This is a genomic window from Streptomyces sp. WAC06614 (assembly GCF_003949795.1).
In the GTDB taxonomy this organism is placed as follows: Bacteria; Actinomycetota; Actinomycetes; order Streptomycetales; family Streptomycetaceae; genus Streptomyces.
Genome location: NZ_RPRY01000028.1, coordinates 1 through 16986, shown reverse-complemented (window position 1 = coordinate 16986; position 16986 = coordinate 1). Strand labels below are relative to the sequence as shown.

The window sequence follows — 16986 nt, the reverse complement described above, 5'->3', positions numbered from 1 at the left end:
CAATCGTTGGACATGGGATCAGGAGAGTGGCTGTAGTGACCACCGAACTGCGTCGTCTGCGCAACTACATCGGCGGGGAGTTCAAGGACGCTGCCGACGGACGGACCACCGACGTGGTCAACCCGGCGACCGGCGAGGTGTACGCCACCGCTCCGCTCTCCGGGCAGGCCGACGTCGACGCCGCCATGGCCGCCGCCGCGGCCGCCTTCCCGGGCTGGCGTGACACCACGCCCGCCGAGCGGCAGAAGGCGCTCCTCGCCATCGCCGACGCCTTCGAGGCGCGCGCCGAGGAGCTCGTGGCGGCCGAGTCGGAGAACACCGGCAAGCCGCTGGGCCTGACGGCCAGCGAGGAGCTGCCGCCGATGGTGGACCAGATCCGCTTCTTCGCCGGCGCCGCCCGCATGCTGGAGGGCCGCTCGGCCGGCGAGTACATGGACGGGATGACCTCGATCATCCGCCGTGAGCCGGTCGGCGTCTGCGCCCAGGTGGCGCCCTGGAACTACCCGATGATGATGGCCGTGTGGAAGTTCGCGCCGGCCATCGCCGCGGGCAACACCGTGGTCCTCAAGCCCTCGGACACCACCCCGGCCTCCACGGTCCTGATGGCCGAGATCATCGACTCGGTCCTGCCCAAGGGCGTCTTCAACGTCATCTGCGGTGACCGCGAGACCGGCCGCATGATGGTCGAGCACGCCACCCCGGCGATGGCCTCCATCACCGGCTCGGTCCGCGCCGGCATGCAGGTCGCCGAGAGCGCCGCCAAGGACGTCAAGCGCGTCCACCTGGAGCTCGGTGGCAAGGCCCCCGTCGTCGTCTTCGAGGACTGCGACCTGGCCAAGGCCGTCGAGGACATCGCGGTCGCCGGCTTCTTCAACGCCGGCCAGGACTGTACCGCCGCCACCCGCGTCCTGGTGCACCAGTCCATCCACGACGAGTTCGTCGCGGCGCTGGCCAAGGCCGCCGCCGACACCAAGACCGGCCAGCCGGACGACGAGGACGTGCTCTACGGCCCGCTGAACAACCCCAACCAGCTCAAGCAGGTCGCGGGCTTCATCGAGCGCCTCCCCGCCCACGCCAAGGTCGAGGCGGGCGGCCACCAGGTCGGCGACAAGGGCTACTTCTACGCCCCGACCGTCGTCTCCGGCCTCAAGCAGGACGACGAGATCATCCAGAACGAGGTCTTCGGCCCCGTCATCACCGTCCAGTCCTTCACCGACGAGTCCCAGGCCCTGGAGTACGCGAACGGCGTCGAGTACGCCCTCGCCTCCTCGGTGTGGACCAAGGACCACGGCCGCGCGATGCGCATGTCCAAGAACCTCGACTTCGGCTGCGTGTGGATCAACACCCACATCCCGCTGGTCGCCGAGATGCCGCACGGCGGCTACAAGAAGTCCGGCTACGGCAAGGACCTCTCCGCCTACGGCTTCGAGGACTACACGCGCATCAAGCACGTGATGACCTCCCTGGGCTGAGCCGTCGGCCCCAGGGCCACGAGCGATCGCTGAAGGGGCGGGTGGTAGACAACATGTCTATTGCCCGCCTCTTCGCCTTCGCCCAGTCTGAGGATCATGCCTGAACCCCTCTTCTCCCGCCGTACCGCCCTGCGCGGACTCGGCGCCGCCGGCCTGCTGGCCTCCCTCGCCGGCTGCGGGGTCCCCGCCGCCTACGTCCCGGAGGAGCGCCGTGGCGCGGCGGACCGGTCCGAGCGCGACCGCACGGTGTCCTTCTCCAACTGGCCGCTGTACATCGACACCGACGACGAGGACGAGACCCGGCGCCCCACGCTGGAGGCCTTCACGGAGCGGACCGGCATCGACGTCCGGTACAGCGAAGAGATCAACGACAACGACGAGTTCTTCGGCAAGGTCAGCCCCGGCCTGATGAACCACCAGGACACCGGCCACGACCTCGTGGTGGTCAGCGACTGGATGGCCGCCCACTTCGTCCACCTGGGCTGGGCCCAGGCCATGGACCGCCCCGCCCAGCCGAACGTCGCGCGCAACCTCGACCCCCAGCTCCGCTCGCCCGCCTTCGACGAGGGCCGCCGGCACACCGTGCCCTGGCAGTCCGGCATCACCGGCATCGCCTACAACCGCAAGGCGCTCGGCCGCGAGATCCGCTCCACGGCGGACCTGTGGCACCCGGACCTCAAGGGCAAGGTCACCCTCTTCTCCGGCCTGGACGAATCCTTCTCCCTCCTCATGCAGGGCAACGGCGTGGACGTCACCCGGTGGACCGAGGCCGACTTCCACCGCATGTGCGACCAGGTGGAGGAACTGGTGCGCAAGAAGCACATCCGCCGCTTCACCGGCAACGACTACACCTCCGACCTGAGCAAGGGCGACGTCCTGGCCTGCCAGGCGTACTCGGGCGACGCCGTCCAGCTCCAGGCCGACAACCCCGACATCCAGTTCGTGGTGCCGGAAGAGGGCGCCGAACTGTGGGCCGAGAGCCTGCTGATCCCCAACCTGGCCCGCCACAAGGCCAACGCGGAAGCACTGATCGACCACTACTACGACCCGCAGGTCGCCGCCGAGCTCGCCGCCTCGGTCAACTACGTCTGCCCGGTCCCGGCCGCCCGCGAGGTGCTGGCCGGCTCGCAGGACAGGGAGACCGCCGAGCTCGCCGAGAACCCGCTGATCTTCCCGGACGACGAGATGCGCAAGCGCCTCGCGGTCGCCCGCGACATCTCCTCGGCCGAACGCCGCTCCCTGGCCAGCCGCTGGAACTCCCTCGTCGGCCTCTAGCCCGCCGGGCTGCTCGGCGAACGCGGCCGGCACCAGCTTCAGCGCGACCGGTCCCAGGCCACCGTGCCGTCGGGGTGGTCGAAGCGGGTCATCCCCGCCGAGTGCCGGGCGGGCGCCCATGCCCCCCGCTCCCGCCTCGATCAGACCGGTCTCGTACGCGCGGATCACGGCCTGGATCCGGTCCCGCAGACCCAGCTTCGCCGGCACGTTCCCACGTGCGTCTTGACCGTGTGCTCGCCCCCGCGTGCAACGCCTCCGCGCCCACCTCGATGTCGTCCTGCACCCCGAGGATCAGAACGCGATCAGTCCGGCGTACGGCAGCGGCGCCCCGGCCCGTCGAGCGCGAGCCGGTGGCCGGTCCCCGCCACGATCACCGCGAGCAGGACGAGGCACCGGCGCCCGCCGCCACACCGGCGGGACGTCGCCCAGCGAGGTCAGCAGGTACGCCATGCCGGTCGCGGCCGGCTCGCCCGGGTCGAGGGGCACCACGAACGGGATCGTCGTCGCCCACCTGCACCCGCAGCGCCAGCCCCAGGTCCGCGAGCCGGGCGCGTACCGGCGTGCCCGTCACTGCCCGGCCCGGGCCCGTTCGGCGGTCAGGACGTCGATCCGGTTGGTGGTGATCGAGTCCACCCCGGCCGCCAGCAGCCGGCGCACCGACCACCGGGTGTCCGCCGTCCAGGCAGACACCCGCAGGCCGTCGGCGTGCAGGGCGTCCACGAGCTCCCGGTCGACCAGCCCGAAGCGGTAGTTGAGCCAGGCCGGGGCGACCGCGTCGATCAGGACCCGGCGCGGCGGGCTCAGCGTGGTCCAGGTGAGGGCGATCTCCGCGCCGGGGTCGGCGGCCCGGACCGCGAGCATGGTGGCGGGGCCCGCGCTGTAGAACGTACGCTCGCGCGCCCCGCACTCCCGCACCACGTCCACCACGGTGCGCACCGACTCGGCCGTGGCGCCCGGCAGGTCGATCATGACCCGGCCGGCGCCGGCCGCCGCCAGCGCCTCGCGCAGGGTCGGGATCCTGCCCTCCGCCAGTTCGCGCAGCTGTGGGGCCGTGACGGCGTCCAGCCGTACGTCATGGCCCCACAGCCGCTCCAGCGTGTCGTCGTGCAGCAGCACCGGGACGCCGTCCCGGGTCAGCCGTACGTCGATCTCGACGGCGTCCGCCCCGCGCGCGAACGCCGAACGGAGGGAGTCGAGGGTGTTCTCACGGAACCGGTAGGGATCGCCGCGGTGGCCGACGGCCGTCAGGGTGCGCATGATCCCATTGTCCGTGGGCGTCAGCGGGCCAGCCAGGTCCCGGTGTACGTGTCGATCTCCTCCGTCAGCCGGGCCTTGCCGGCCGCGTCGAGGAAGGAGGCCTCCACGGCGTTCTTGGCGAGCTGGGCCAGGCCCCGCTCGTCGAGGTCCAGCAGCCGGGCCGCGACCGCGTACTCGTTGTTGAGGTCGCTGCCGAACATCGGCGGGTCGTCGCTGTTGATGGTCACGAGCACGCCGGCCTGCACCATCTCCTTGACGGGGTGCTGGTCCAGGTCGGTGACGGCGCGGGTGGCGATGTTGGAGGTCGGGCAGACCTCCAGGGCGATGCGGTGCTCCGCGAGGTACGCCAGCAGCTGCGGGTCCTGGGTGGCGCTGGTGCCGTGGCCGATGCGCTCCGCGCCCAGCTCGTGGATCGCGTCCCAGATCGTCTGCGGGCCGGTGGTCTCGCCTGCGTGGGGCACGCTGTGCAGGCCGGCGGCGCGGGCGCGGTCGAAGTACGGCTTGAACTGCGGGCGCGGCACGCCGATCTCGGGGCCGCCGAGGCCGAAGGAGACCAGGCCCTCCGGGCGCAGGTCGACCGCGAGCCGGGCCGTCTCGGCGGCGGCCTCCAGGCCGGCCTCGCCGGGGATGTCGAAGCACCAGCGCAGGATGACGCCGAGCTCGGTCTCGGCGGCCCTGCGGGCGTCCTCGATGGCCTCCATGAAGGCCTTCTCGTCGATGCCGCGGCGGGTGGAGGAGTACGGGGTGATGGTCAGCTCGGCGTAGCGGATGTTCTGCCGGGCCATGTCGCGGGCGACCTCGAAGGTCAGCAGCCGGACGTCCTCCGGGGTGCGGACGAGGTCCACGACGGAGAGGTAGACCTCGATGAAGTGGGCGAAGTCGGTGAAGGTGAAGTAGTCGGCCAGCGCCTCGGGGTCGGTGGGGACCTTGGAGTCCGGGTGCCTGGCCGCCAGTTCGGCGACGATACGGGGTGAGGCCGAGCCGACGTGGTGGACGTGGAGCTCCGCCTTGGGCAGCCCCGCGATGAACGAGTGCAGGTCGGGCATGGGGTGGGCCTCCGGGTGACGCGGTTGCGGGCAGGTCGGGCTTCATCGTAGGCAGAGCGGGAGCGGCCGGAGGCGGCCCGTAGCATGGCCGTACGAGGGGGGAGCCGATCATGTCCGACCAGAATCCCGAGCCCCACGACCCGTGGGCCGCGCCGGTGCCTCCGGCGGTGGACCTGACCAAGGGCGGGCCGGCGCACGCCGGTGCGGCGGGCGCGCCGGGTGCGTCGTCCGGGGCCGTGCCGTCCGACGCCGTGCCACCGGACGCCGTGCCGGCCGAGGCCGTGCCGGCCGAGGCCGCGCCCTCGGACGCCGTGCCGGACGCGTGGGCCGCGCCCGGGCCGGGGGCTCCGGCCGGTGCCGGGTCCGGTGGTGCCGGTGGTGCCGGTGGTGCCGACGGTGCCTGGCGGAGCGGGGTGTCCTTCGGGAAGGCGGACGGGACGGGGTCCGTGCACGAGCAGGCGACGCTCGCCGGGATGCCGGGGGCCGGTGAGGCACCGGCCGGCCCGCAGGCCTCCGCCCACTACGGCTACCCGGGGCCGGCCTACCCCGGTGGCCCGGCAGCAGCCGCGCAGCCGCCGGCCGGGTACGGCTGTCCGGGGCAGCCGGGACACCAGGCGCCCGGGCCCGGGCCGACCGCGTACCCCGGATACCCGGGGCAGCCGGCGCAGCCCGGGCCGACCCCGTACCCCGGCTACCCGGGGCAGCCCGGCGGGTACCCGCCGTACGGCGCGTACCCCGGTGCCCCGCGGAACAACGGCCTCGGCGTGGCCTCGCTGGTGCTCGGCATCATCTCGGTCGTCGGCTGCTTCCTCAGCTTCTTCAGCGTCCTGGCCGGCGCCCTGGCGATCATCTTCGGCGCCCTGGGCCGCGGCAAGGCGAACCGGGGCGAGGCCGACAACGGTGGCGTGGCGCTCGCCGGGCTGATCCTGGGCATCGTCGGCGTGGTGCTCGGCCTGCTCACGGTGCTCGCCCTGTTCGGGCTGCTGGCGGACCTCGGCCCGCTCCCGGACCCGGACGGCCCCGGCTACCCGGCTCCGACCGAACACGTCTGACCCCAGCGGCCCACCAGCCGCCCGGCCTTCTTCGCCTCGGCCGGGGTCCTGGCCTCCAGCGCGGCCCGTTCGGCCTCGGCGTCACCGAACAACCGTGCCTTCTCGGCCATCATCCAGTGTTCGGCGGTGGCATAGTGGGTGTCACTCACCGTGAAGGGTGCGGGCCACCACTGGCTGAGACAGCTGGGGCCCAGTGATCCGTCCGCCCTCGGCCGGTGCCCCCAGAAGGGCAGGAACTTCACCCGCTCACCCCGGCTGACCTGCTCGATCAGTGCGTCGATCTTGTCCATGCACGCGAGTCTGACAGCCGCCACTGACACTTCGTACGGGATTTACGGTCCGCCTCGACACATGGTCGACCGATTCCGTCGCGTAATCAAAAGGCAACAACGGAATCACTTGGCGGAGTACCGCACCTCTGTCAGGATCGGCACTCAATTCGAGCTGGAGCAACGGAGAGCGCGATGGGTAACCGCTTTCAGGCCAAGGACCGCTTCGCGGACGGTGCGCAGTACATCGACGGGCGGCTCGTGCAGGGCACCTCCGACGCGTCACACACCGTCGTCGACCCGGCCACGGGCGAGGAGGTCCTGACCTACCGGCTGGCCTCCACCGCCGATGTCGACGCGGCCGTCGCCGCCGCCCGCCGGGCCTTCCCGGCCTGGTCCGCGGCCACCCCCGGCGAGCGGTCGGACGCCCTGCACCGGCTGGCGGCCGTCCTCACCGAGCAGGCCGAGGACTTCGCGCACGCCGAGTCGCTGCAGTGCGGCAAGCCGGTCAAGCTGACCACCGAGTTCGACGTGCCCGGCACCATCGACAACACGGCGTTCTTCGCGGGCGCCGCCCGGCACCTCCAGGGCCAGGCCGCCGGCGAGTACTCGGGCGACCACACCTCCTACGTACGCCGCGAGGCCATCGGCGTCGTGGGCTCCATCGCCCCCTGGAACTACCCGCTCCAGATGGCCGCCTGGAAGATCCTCCCGGCCGTGGCCGCGGGCAACACCATCGTCCTCAAGCCCGCCGAGCTGACCCCGCTGACCTCCCTGATGTTCGCCCAGGCGGCCACCGCGGCCGGCATCCCCGACGGCGTGATCAACATCGTGACGGGCGCCGGCCGCGAGGCCGGCGAGCACCTGGTCGGCCACCCGGACGTGGCCATGACCTCCTTCACCGGCTCCACCGCGGTCGGCAAGCGGGTCGCCGAACTGGCCACCGCCACCGTCAAGCGGCTCCACCTGGAGCTCGGCGGCAAGGCCCCGTTCGTCGTCTTCGCCGACGCCGACCTGGAGGCGGCCGCCCAGGGCGCCGTCGCCGCCTCCCTCATCAACAGCGGCCAGGACTGCACCGCCGCCACCCGCGCGTACGTCCAGCGCCCGCTGTACGACGCCTTCGTCGCCCGTGTCGCCGAGCTGATGCGCACGGTCCGCCTCGGTGACCCCTTCGACCCCGCCACCGACCTCGGCCCGCTCGTCTCCCACGCCCAGCGCGACCGCGTCGCCGGCTTCGTCGAGCGGGCCCGCGGCTACGCCACCGTCGTCACCGGCGGCGAGATCCCCGGCGGCCCCCTCGCCGACGGCGCGTACTACGCCCCGACCCTGGTCACCGACGCCGCCCAGGACAGCGAGATCGTCCAGTCCGAGATCTTCGGACCGGTCCTGGTCGCCCTGCCCTTCGACACCGACGACGAGGCCCTGGCCCTGGCCAACGACACCCCGTACGGACTGGCCGCCTCCGCCTGGACCCGCGACGTCTACCGCGCGGGCCGGGCCACCCGGGAGATCAAGGCGGGCTGCGTGTGGGTCAACGACCACATCCCGATCATCAGCGAGATGCCCCACGGAGGCTACAAGGCGAGCGGCTACGGCAAGGACATGAGCGCCTACTCCTTCGAGGAGTACACGCAGGTCAAGCACGTGATGTACGACAACACGGCGGTCGCCGCGAAGGACTGGCACCGCACGATTTTCGGGGACCGCAGCTGACCGGACGCGGCCCGTCGCCGCGTCCCCGTCCGCCCCGCCGCCCGACCAGCGGCCACCTCCCTCCCGAAAGGCACAGCCCATGGAGCAGAACGAGCCCGAGCGCCTGTCCGCCGCACAGGCCGCCGCGATGCGGCGCAGCATCCTCAGCGGGCGCGGCGCCCTCACCCGCCGTTCGCTGCTGCGCGCCTCCGGCGTCGGCGCGCTCACCGTCGGTGGCCTGTCCGCCCTCACCTCCTGCGGCATCCCCCCGGCCAAGCGCGAGGGCGGGACGGCGGCGGCCTCCGACGACCACTCGGCCCAGGAGAAGCAGATCACCTTCTCCAACTGGACCGAGTACATGGACGTCAGCGACGACGAGAAGACCCACCCCACGCTGGAGGAGTTCAAGAAGCGGACCGGGATCACGGTCGACTACACCGAGGACATCAACGACAACGTCGAGTTCTTCGGCAAGATCCGCCCCCAGCTCGCCGCCGGCCAGGACATCGGCCGCGACCTGATCGTCGTCACCGACTGGCTGGCCGCCCGCATCATCCGCCTGGGCTGGGCGCAGAAGCTGGACCCGGCCAACCTGCCGCACGCCTACGCCAACCTCATCCCCCAGTACCGCAACCCCGACTGGGACCCGGGCCGGGCCCACAGCTACCCCTGGACCGGCATCGACACCGTCATCGCGTACAACGCGAAGGCCACCGGCGGCAAGAAGGTCGACTCGGTCACCCAACTGCTCGACGACCCCTCGCTCAAGGGCCGGGTGGGCTTCCTCACCGAGATGCGCGACACCGTCGGCATGACCCTGCTCGACCTCGGCAAGGACCCGGCCACCTTCACCACCGCCGACTACGACGAGGCCGTCGGCCGGCTCCAGAAGGGCGTGGACAAGAAGCAGATCCGCCGCTTCACCGGCAACGACTACACCTCGGACCTGGACAAGGGCGACCTCGCCGCCTGTCTGGCCTGGGCCGGTGACGTCATCCAGCTCCAGGCGGGCAACCCCGACATCCAGTACGCCATCCCCGCCGCCGGCTACATCACCTCCAGCGACAACCTCCTGGTCCCCGCCAAGGCCCGGCACAAGACCAACGCCGAGAAGCTCATCGACTTCTACTACGAGCCCGCGATCGCCGCCCAGCTCGCCGCGTTCATCAGCTACGTGTGCCCGGTCGAGGGCGTCAAGGACGAGCTTGCGAAGATCGACCCCGCGCTCGCGGACAACCCCCTGATCGTCCCGGACAAGGCGATGGCCGCCAAGGCGCACGCCTTCCGTTCGCTCAGCGCCGAGGAAGAGACGGCGTACGAGGAGAAGTTCGCCAAGCTCATCGGCTCCTGACCGCCGCAGCCCCTCCGCCCACCCCTCTCACCCCCGGGACCTTCGAACCCATGACTGACAACACCGCGGGCGGCGACGTCCGCCTCGCCGGGATCAGCAAGCACTACGGCACCTTCACCGCCGTGCAGCCGCTGGACCTCACCATCCCCCAGGGCTCGTTCTTCGCCCTGCTCGGCGCCTCGGGCTGCGGCAAGACCACCACGCTGCGGATGATCGCCGGCCTGGAGGAGCCCTCCACCGGTACGGTCAGCCTGGGCGACCGGGACGTGACCCAGCTGCCCCCGTACAAGCGGCCGGTGAACACCGTCTTCCAGAGCTACGCGCTCTTCCCGCACATGGACATCTTCGAGAACATCGCCTTCGGCCTGCGCCGGCGCGGCATCAAGTCCGTGGACAAGCAGGTCGACGAGATGATCGACCTCGTCCAGCTCGGCGAGCACGCCCGCAAGAAGCCCCACCAGCTCTCCGGCGGCCAGCAGCAGCGCGTGGCCGTGGCCCGCGCGCTCATCAACCACCCCCAGGTGCTGCTCCTCGACGAGCCGCTCGGCGCCCTCGACCTGAAGCTGCGCCGCCAGATGCAGCTGGAGCTCAAGCGCATCCAGACGGAGGTCGGCATCACCTTCGTGCACGTCACGCACGACCAGGAGGAGGCCATGACCATGGCCGACACCGTCGCCGTGATGAACGCCGGCCGGGTCGAGCAGCTCGGCGCGCCCGCCGAGCTCTACGAGAACCCGCGCACCACCTTCGTGGCCAACTTCCTCGGCACCTCCAACCTCATCGAGGCCTCCGTGGAGGCCGCCGGCGACGACGTGGTCGTCGCGGCCGCCGGCACCACGCTGCGGCTGCCCGCGTCCCGATGTTCGACCACGCCGCGCAGCGGCGGCAAGCTCCTGGTGGGCGTGCGGCCCGAGAAGATCTCGCTGGTCCCGGCCGAGGAGGAGCACACCGTCGGCACCGGCCGCAACAAGATCGCCGGCACCGTCGTCGCCTCTTCCTTCATCGGCGTCTCCACCCAGTTCGTCATCGACAGCGCGGTCTGCCCGGAGCTGGAGGTGTACGTGCAGAACATCGAGCGCGACGCCCGCCTGGTGCCCGGCGCCCGGGTGATCCTGCACTGGAACCCGGAGCACACCTTCGGCCTCGACGCCGCCCAGTCCATGCTTGCAGGGACGATGGGCGACGCCGGGGTCGAGACGGTCGAGGAGTCCGCGTGAGCGCCACCGCCGCGCCCCCGCAGGCGCCCGCCCCCGCCGAACCGCCGATCCACCGGCCGTCCACCCGCAAGAAGCTCGTCCCGTACTGGCTGCTGCTGCCGGGCATCCTGTGGCTGCTGGTCTTCTTCGTGCTGCCGATGGTCTACCAGGCCTCGACCTCGGTGCAGACCGGGTCCCTCGAGGAGGGCTTCGAGGTCACCTGGCACTTCGGGACCTACTGGGACGCCTTCACCGAGTACTACCCGCAGTTCCTGCGCTCCCTGCTCTACGCCGGTACCGCCACCGCGCTGTGCCTGCTGCTGGGCTACCCGCTGGCCTACCTGATCGCCTTCCGCGCGGGCCGCTGGCGCAACCTGCTGCTGGTGCTCGTCATCGCGCCGTTCTTCACCAGCTTCCTGATCCGCACCCTGGCCTGGAAGACGATCCTGGCCGACGGCGGGCCCGTGGTCGCCGTGCTGAACAAGATCGGCTTCCTCGACGTCACCGCCTGGCTCGGGATGACCGAGGGCGACCGGGTGCTGGCCACGCCGCTCGCCGTGGTCTGCGGTCTGACGTACAACTTCCTGCCGTTCATGATCCTGCCGCTCTACACCTCGCTGGAGCGCATCGACACCCGTCTGCACGAGGCGGCCGGCGACCTGTACGCGACGCCCGTCACGGTCTTCCGCAAGGTCACCTTCCCGCTGTCGATGCCGGGCGTGGTCTCCGGGACCCTGCTCACCTTCATCCCGGCAAGCGGCGACTACGTCAACGCCGAACTGCTCGGCTCCACCGACACCCGCATGATCGGCAACGTCATCCAGTCGCAGTACCTGCGGATCCTGGACTACCCGACGGCCGCCGCCCTGTCGTTCATCCTCATGGCCGTGGTGCTGGTCATGGTCACCATCTACATCCGCCGAGCGGGGACGGAGGACCTGGTCTGATGCAGTGGCTGCGCCGCAACTTCGTCGTCATCGCGGGCCTGTGCACGCTGGCGTACCTGATCCTCCCGAACGTCGTCGTGACGGTGTTCTCCTTCAACAACCCCACCGGCCGGTTCAACTACGCCTGGCAGGAGTTCTCCCTCGACGCCTGGAAGGACCCCTGCGGGGTCGCCGACCTGTGCGGCTCCCTCGCGCTCTCGCTCCAGATCGCCCTGTGGGCCACCATCGGCGCGACCGTCCTCGGCACCATGATCGCCTTCGCCCTGGTGCGCTACCGGTTCCGGGCGCGCGGCGCGGTGAACTCGCTGATCTTCCTGCCGATGGCCATGCCCGAGATCGTGATGGCGGCCTCGCTGCTCGCCCTCTTCCTCAACATGGGCGTCCAGCTCGGCTTCTGGACGATCCTCATCGCCCACATCATGTTCTGCCTCAGCTTCGTCGTCGCCGCCGTCAAGGCGCGGGTGCTGTCCATGGACCCGCGGCTGGAGGAGGCCGCCCGCGACCTGTACGCCGGGCCCGTGCAGACCTTCCTGCGCGTCACCCTGCCGATCGCGGCCCCCGGCATCGCCGCCGGTGCGCTGCTGTCGTTCGCGCTCTCCTTCGACGACTTCATCATCACCAACTTCAACTCGGGCAACACCGTGACCTTCCCCATGTTCGTGTGGGGATCGGCCCAGCGCGGTACGCCTGTGCAGATCAACGTCATCGGCACGGCGATGTTCGTCATCGCGGTGCTGGTGGTGGTCGTCGGCCAGACGGTCGGCACCCGCCGCAAGAAAGCCCAGCGCAAGTAACCCCGAAAGAACTCTGTAGGGAGTTGGAAGCCATGGCCCCAGTCGCCATGCGTAGTGTTGCAAAATCCCTTTCCGAAGCGCTGCCGGTCTCGTACTGGCTCGACGACCCCGGCAAGCCGGCGGCACAGCCGGCCCTCACCTCCGACGAGGCCTGCGACCTGCTGGTCATCGGCGGCGGGTACAGCGGCCTGTGGACGGCCCTGATCGCCAAGGAGCGGGACCCCGCCCGGGACGTCGTCCTGATCGAGAGCAAGGAGGCGGGCTGGGCCGCCTCCGGCCGCAACGGCGGCTTCTGCGCCGCCTCCCTCACCCACGGCCTCGCCAACGGCCTGGCCCGCTGGCCCGGCGAGCTCGCCAAGCTGGAGGAGCTGGGCGCCCGCAACCTCGACGCCATCGAGGAGGCGGTCGCCCGGTACGGCATCGACTGCGACTTCGAGCGCACCGGCGAGATCGACGTGGCCACCGAGCCGCACCAGGTCGAGGAACTGCGCGAGCTGTACGAGCAGGCGCAGAAGCTGGGCCTGGCCTCCGGCGCGCGCTGGCTGGACCGCGACGAGATGCGGGCCGAGGTCGACTCGCCCACCTTCCTCGCGGGCCTGTGGGACACCGACGGCGTCGCCATGCTGAACCCGGCCCGGCTCGCGTGGGGCCTGAAGCAGGCCTGCCTGGGCCTGGGCGTACGGATCTACGAGAACACCCGGGGCCTGTCCCTCACCTCGTCCGGGGCCGGCATGGCCGTGCGCACCCCGTACGGCCGGATCTTCGCCCGCCGGGTGGCGCTCGGCACCAACATCTTCCCCTCCCTGGTCAAGCGGATCCGTCCGTTCACGGTCCCGGTCTACGACTACGCGCTGATGACCGAGCCCCTGACGGCCGACCAGCTCGCCGCCATCGGCTGGAAGAAGCGGCAGGGCCTGGGCGACAGCGCCAACCAGTTCCACTACTTCCGCATCACCCCCGACCACCGCATCCTGTGGGGCGGCTACGACGCCATCTACCCCTACCGCGGCAAGCTCGACTCCGAGTACGACCACCGGCCCGAGACCTACCTGAAGCTGGCGCAGCACTTCTTCACGGCGTTCCCGCAGCTTGAGGGGGTGGGCTTCAGCCACGCCTGGGGCGGCGCGATCGACACCTGCTCGCGCTTCTCCGCCTTCTTCGGCACCGCGCACTCCGGCAAGGTGGCCTACGCCGCCGGCTACACCGGGCTCGGCGTCGGCGCGACCCGGTTCGGCGCGGACGTGATGCTGGACCTGCTCGACGGCGCCCGCACCGAGCGGACCGAGCTGGAGATGGTCAGGTCCCGGCCGATGCCGTTCCCGCCGGAGCCGTTCGCCTGGACCGGCATCACCCTCACCAAGTGGTCGCTGGCCCGCGCCGACGCCCGCGGCGGCCGGCGCAACCTGTGGCTGAAGACCCTCGACAAGTTCGGCCTGGGCTTCGACAGCTGAGCCGCGACCGGCCCACGGGACCGGCCCACGGGACCGGTCCCGTACGTACGCCCCGGCGCACATCGTCAGGGGCGGTACGAGCCGGTTCACCACCACGGGGTGCCCGAACCCGCGTCATGATCGCCCCCCGCCCCGCTCCCCTCCGGTGAGACGTCTCACCAACAGGGGAACGGAGGCCGGGCGATGCAGGGCTCGGAGATCAAGACCGCGGTGGAGTGGCTGGTGTCGGTGGCGCCCGACCCCGACGCCTGCCGGTGGGAATGGGAGCGCAGCCCCCTCGGGGTGGCGCTGCTGCCCGCCGGCCGGCACTGGGACGTCCTGGTGCTCCCCGGCGACCTGGGCACGGCCACCCTCGACGTGCTGCACCGCCTGCTGGAACGGCCCGGTCCGGTGCTCGCCGACTTCGGCTCCGCCCGGCTGGGCTTCTTCGTGCCCGCGGGCACCGCCGCCCGCTGGCTCGGCACGGGCGTCCGGGGCGCCGGGCACGGGAGCTGGATCGTAGTGCCCTACCCCGGCCGGGCCACCGGCGGGGTGCGCTGGCTGGTCCTCCCCGACGGCCGGGGGACCCTCACGGACCCGGCCGTGCTGGAGCTCGCCATGCACGAGGCCGTGGCCACCGTCCTGCGCGAGCGCGCCGGGGCGGGGGAGGGCTGACGGCCCGGCCGACCGCCGCCAGCAGCGGCACGCACAGGAACGCGCTGGCCAGCACGTCCAGCGGCCAGTGGAAGCCGCGCAGCACCAGACCGACGGCGGTGGCCACCGCGAGCACCGCGGCCGCCGCCGTCACCCGGGCCGGGTGGCGGACGTACGGACGGACCAGCAGGGCCGCGGCCAGGTACGCCACCGCGGCGGTGGCGGTGTGGCCCGAGGGGAAGTAGCCGGCCGCCCAGGGCTCCAACGGGCCCGGGCGGGCGGTCCACTCCTTCAGCGGCACGATCACCGCGGGCACCAGGGCCATGGCCGCGGCCGCCGTCAGCGCCGGGCCCCAGCGGCCCGAGCGCCGTACCGCGAAGGCGATCGCCAGCACCAGCACCGGCACGGCCACCGGGACGTTGCCCAGGTCGGCGAGGCGTTCGGTGACGGCGTCCGGGACCGCACGGACCACGGCGCGGCTGAGGGCCTCGTCCGGCACCAGCAGGGGCCCGTCGGCCAGCACCTGCCAGGTCGTCAGCGCGAGCCCGAGCAGCGGCAGCAGCACCGCGTACAGCAGGAAGGCCAGGGGGCGGGAAGTGGCCGGCCGCCCAGGAACAGGGGGGATGGTTCCGGGGCGGCCGCCCGGATCGGCGGGCCGTGCGCCCCGGGGGGTTTGGGGCGGGCGGCCGTCCGATCGGTGAGGAGTGTGCGCGAACGCATGCCCGGTACGGAGCTGGGGAAGCCCGGCACCGGTGTCGCCCCCGGTCTCCCGAGGACGGGGTCTCTCACTCATCTGCAGAAACCGTACGGCAGCGAGAAGGGGACCGACAGCAGGAACGCGCTCCTGCCATCGGCCCCCCACAGCTTCTTCACAACGCCCGACCGTTACCCGTGGTATCGATCAGCACGCCGTTCCGACACTCGCTCAGATGCCCGCGAAAGCAGCCTCGATGATGTCCAGGCCCTCGTTCAGCAGGTCCTCGCCGATGACGATCGGGGGCAGGAAGCGCAGCACGTTGCCGTAGGTGCCACAGGTGAGGACGACCAGGCCCTCGGCGTGGCAGGCCTTGGCCAGGGCGCCGGCGGCCTCCGGGTTCGGCTCCTTGGTGGCCGGGTCCTTGACCAGCTCGACCGCGATCATCGCACCGCGGCCGCGGATGTCGCCGATGATCTCGTACTTCTCCTGCATGGCCGTCAGACGGGCCTTCATGACGGACTCGATCTTCTTCGCCTTGGCGTTGAGGTCGAGCTCCTTCATCGTCTCGATGGAGCCCAGGGCGCCGGCGCAGGCCACCGGGTTACCGCCGTAGGTGCCGCCCAGGCCACCCGCGTGCGCGGCGTCCATGATCTCGGCGCGGCCGGTCACGGCGGCGAGCGGCAGACCGCCCGCGATGCCCTTGGCGGTGGTGATCAGGTCCGGGACGATGCCCTCGTCCTCGCACGCGAACCACTGGCCGGTGCGGCAGAAGCCGGACTGGATCTCGTCGGCGACGAAGACGATGCCGTTGTCGTTGGCGAACTTCACGATCGCCGGGAGGAAGCCCTTGGCCGGCTCGATGAAGCCGCCCTCGCCGAGGACCGGCTCGATGATGATCGCGGCGACGTTCTCGGCGCCGATCTGCTTGGTGATCTGGTCGATCGCCTGGGCGGCGGCCTCGGGGCCGCAGTTCTCGGCACCGGTGGGCCAGCGGTAGCCGTAGGCGACCGGGACGCGGTAGACCTCGGGGGCGAACGGACCGAAGCCGTGCTTGTACGGCATGTTCTTCGCCGTCAGCGCCATGGTGAGGTTGGTACGGCCGTGGTAGCCGTGGTCGAAGACGACGACGGCCTGGCGCTTGGTGTACGAACGGGCGATCTTGACGGCGTTCTCGACGGCCTCGGCGCCCGAGTTGAACAGCGCGGACTTCTTGGCGTGGTCGCCCGGGGTCAGCTCGGCGAGCGCCTCGCAGACCTCGACGTAGCCCTCGTACGGCGTGACCATGAAACAGGTGTGCGTGAAGTCGGCCAGCTGGGCGCTCGCCCGGCGCACGACGGCCTCGGCGGAGGCGCCGACGGAGGTCACGGCGATACCGGAACCGAAGTCGATCAGACGGTTGCCGTCGACGTCCTCGATGATGCCGCCGCCGGCCCGGGTCGTGAACACGGGCAGCACGGAGCCCACACCGCCGGCGACCGCGTCGAGGCGGCGGGCCTGCAGCTCCTGCGACTTCGGGCCGGGGATCGCGGTGGCGAGGTGGCGCGACTGCGGGACAGCGGTCATGGGGGCTCCCTGGGGGTTAGCGGGCCGTTTTCGGACGCACTTGTTGTCTTTGTCCGCAGGCTAGGCCCGGCGGGGGGCCTCCGGCATGCTCCGTTCGGGAGTGGTGCCGACGTGTCCTTGTCCGCGACGGCCATAGGAAGGGGCCGGCCGCCCGCCCGAGGCCCCCGCGCCGACGCCGGAGGCCCCTCCGGGGCGCGGGCCGCGGAATCCCGGGGCGCGGGCCGCGGAATCCCGGGGCGCGGGCCCCGGAATCCCGGCGAGGAGCGGGGTCCGGGGCCCGCGCCCCGGGAT

Annotated in this window: 15 protein-coding genes and 2 pseudogenes; 10 read left to right on the top strand and 7 right to left on the bottom strand. The window is 71.6% G+C overall.

Annotation, left to right across the window (positions count from 1 at the left end; all coding sequences use genetic code 11):
* Positions 1-35 precede the first annotated feature (35 nt).
* Positions 36-1472 carry a gamma-aminobutyraldehyde dehydrogenase gene (locus EF918_RS06300; protein ID WP_125642078.1) on the top strand — a complete coding sequence of 479 codons (1437 nt, stop codon included), beginning with the start codon at positions 36-38 and terminating at the stop codon, positions 1470-1472.
* Positions 1473-1568: 96 nt separating this feature from the next.
* Entirely contained in the window at positions 1569-2747 is a 1179-nt protein-coding gene (locus EF918_RS06295; RefSeq protein ID WP_125642075.1) for a PotD/PotF family extracellular solute-binding protein, read from the top strand.
* A gap of 129 nt (positions 2748-2876) precedes the next feature.
* Here EF918_RS06295 and EF918_RS37990 read toward each other — a convergent pair.
* From EF918_RS37990 to EF918_RS06275, 4 genes and pseudogenes are all read right to left on the bottom strand, one after another.
* A pseudogene (locus tag EF918_RS37990) lies at positions 2877-2983 on the bottom strand (DNA-binding response regulator); the annotation flags it as partial.
* A gap of 55 nt (positions 2984-3038) precedes the next feature.
* Positions 3039-3236 carry a hypothetical protein gene (locus EF918_RS06285; protein WP_125642072.1) on the bottom strand — a complete coding sequence of 66 codons (198 nt, stop codon included), beginning with the start codon at positions 3234-3236 and terminating at the stop codon, positions 3039-3041.
* Positions 3237-3314: 78 nt separating this feature from the next.
* Complete coding sequence (locus EF918_RS06280; protein WP_125642069.1) at positions 3315-4004, bottom strand: glycerophosphodiester phosphodiesterase; 690 nt, start codon at positions 4002-4004, stop codon at positions 3315-3317.
* A 20-nt stretch (positions 4005-4024) separates the two neighbouring features.
* Positions 4025-5050: an adenosine deaminase gene (locus EF918_RS06275; protein ID WP_125642066.1), complete on the bottom strand. Its 1026-nt coding sequence runs from the start codon at positions 5048-5050 to the stop codon at positions 4025-4027.
* Between the two features lie 110 nt (positions 5051-5160).
* On the opposite strand from EF918_RS06275, the gene EF918_RS06270 reads away from it, so the two are divergent.
* Positions 5161-6102 (top strand): DUF4190 domain-containing protein, encoded by a 942-nt coding sequence (locus EF918_RS06270; RefSeq protein WP_125642063.1) that lies wholly within the window; start codon positions 5161-5163, stop codon positions 6100-6102.
* 11 nt (positions 6103-6113) lie between these two features.
* On the opposite strand, the pseudogene EF918_RS06265 reads toward EF918_RS06270, so the two are convergent.
* Positions 6114-6392 (bottom strand): annotated as a pseudogene (locus EF918_RS06265) (NADAR domain-containing protein); the annotation flags it as partial.
* 174 nt (positions 6393-6566) lie between these two features.
* On the opposite strand from EF918_RS06265, the gene EF918_RS06260 reads away from it, so the two are divergent.
* The 7 genes from EF918_RS06260 (at position 6567) to EF918_RS06230 (ending at position 14456) form a co-directional block, all read left to right on the top strand.
* The gene (locus EF918_RS06260; protein WP_125642060.1) at positions 6567-8084 is read left to right on the top strand and encodes a gamma-aminobutyraldehyde dehydrogenase; all 1518 of its coding nucleotides are present in this window, start codon (positions 6567-6569) and stop codon (positions 8082-8084) included.
* Between the two features lie 79 nt (positions 8085-8163).
* Positions 8164-9414 (top strand): spermidine/putrescine ABC transporter substrate-binding protein, encoded by a 1251-nt coding sequence (locus EF918_RS06255; RefSeq protein ID WP_125642057.1) that lies wholly within the window; start codon positions 8164-8166, stop codon positions 9412-9414.
* Between the two features lie 50 nt (positions 9415-9464).
* A complete protein-coding gene (locus EF918_RS06250; RefSeq protein WP_125642054.1) occupies positions 9465-10631 on the top strand; it encodes an ABC transporter ATP-binding protein in 1167 nt (388 codons plus the stop codon).
* Entirely contained in the window at positions 10628-11557 is a 930-nt protein-coding gene (locus tag EF918_RS06245) for an ABC transporter permease (RefSeq protein WP_125642051.1), read from the top strand. The genes EF918_RS06250 and EF918_RS06245 overlap by 4 nt, the downstream gene beginning before the upstream one ends.
* The gene (locus tag EF918_RS06240; protein ID WP_125642049.1) at positions 11557-12351 is read left to right on the top strand and encodes an ABC transporter permease; all 795 of its coding nucleotides are present in this window, start codon (positions 11557-11559) and stop codon (positions 12349-12351) included. Before EF918_RS06245 ends, EF918_RS06240 begins: the two co-directional genes overlap by 1 nt.
* A gap of 32 nt (positions 12352-12383) precedes the next feature.
* Positions 12384-13802 (top strand): FAD-binding oxidoreductase, encoded by a 1419-nt coding sequence (locus tag EF918_RS06235; protein ID WP_125642046.1) that lies wholly within the window; start codon positions 12384-12386, stop codon positions 13800-13802.
* 183 nt (positions 13803-13985) lie between these two features.
* On the top strand, positions 13986-14456 hold the full coding sequence (locus EF918_RS06230) for a hypothetical protein (RefSeq protein WP_125642043.1): 471 nt from the start codon (positions 13986-13988) through the stop codon (positions 14454-14456).
* Here the strand turns inward: EF918_RS06230 and EF918_RS06225 are convergent.
* Together EF918_RS06225 and gabT are read right to left on the bottom strand one after the other, a co-directional pair.
* Entirely contained in the window at positions 14371-15000 is a 630-nt protein-coding gene (locus EF918_RS06225; RefSeq protein ID WP_312847813.1) for a phosphatase PAP2 family protein, read from the bottom strand. The two genes, EF918_RS06230 and EF918_RS06225, sit on opposite strands and share 86 nt — an antisense overlap.
* A gap of 360 nt (positions 15001-15360) precedes the next feature.
* Positions 15361-16695 carry a 4-aminobutyrate--2-oxoglutarate transaminase gene (gene gabT, locus EF918_RS06220; protein WP_125642037.1) on the bottom strand — a complete coding sequence of 445 codons (1335 nt, stop codon included), beginning with the start codon at positions 16693-16695 and terminating at the stop codon, positions 15361-15363.
* Positions 16696-16986 lie beyond the last annotated feature (291 nt).

What these genes read in the sequence shown, in the direction of transcription:
- EF918_RS06295 (WP_125642075.1), top strand. Translation starts at nt 1,569, where the DNA reads ATGCCTGAACCCCTCTTCTCCCGCCGTACCGCCCTGCGCGGACTCGGC.
- EF918_RS06280 (WP_125642069.1), bottom strand. Translation starts at nt 4,004, where the DNA reads ATGCGCACCCTGACGGCCGTCGGCCACCGCGGCGATCCCTACCGGTTC.
- EF918_RS06275 (WP_125642066.1), bottom strand. Translation starts at nt 5,050, where the DNA reads ATGCCCGACCTGCACTCGTTCATCGCGGGGCTGCCCAAGGCGGAGCTC.
- EF918_RS06270 (WP_125642063.1), top strand. Translation starts at nt 5,161, where the DNA reads ATGTCCGACCAGAATCCCGAGCCCCACGACCCGTGGGCCGCGCCGGTG.
- EF918_RS06260 (WP_125642060.1), top strand. Translation starts at nt 6,567, where the DNA reads ATGGGTAACCGCTTTCAGGCCAAGGACCGCTTCGCGGACGGTGCGCAG.
- EF918_RS06255 (WP_125642057.1), top strand. Translation starts at nt 8,164, where the DNA reads ATGGAGCAGAACGAGCCCGAGCGCCTGTCCGCCGCACAGGCCGCCGCG.
- EF918_RS06250 (WP_125642054.1), top strand. Translation starts at nt 9,465, where the DNA reads ATGACTGACAACACCGCGGGCGGCGACGTCCGCCTCGCCGGGATCAGC.
- EF918_RS06240 (WP_125642049.1), top strand. Translation starts at nt 11,557, where the DNA reads ATGCAGTGGCTGCGCCGCAACTTCGTCGTCATCGCGGGCCTGTGCACG.
- EF918_RS06235 (WP_125642046.1), top strand. Translation starts at nt 12,384, where the DNA reads ATGGCCCCAGTCGCCATGCGTAGTGTTGCAAAATCCCTTTCCGAAGCG.
- EF918_RS06230 (WP_125642043.1), top strand. Translation starts at nt 13,986, where the DNA reads ATGCAGGGCTCGGAGATCAAGACCGCGGTGGAGTGGCTGGTGTCGGTG.
- gabT (WP_125642037.1), bottom strand. Translation starts at nt 16,695, where the DNA reads ATGACCGCTGTCCCGCAGTCGCGCCACCTCGCCACCGCGATCCCCGGC.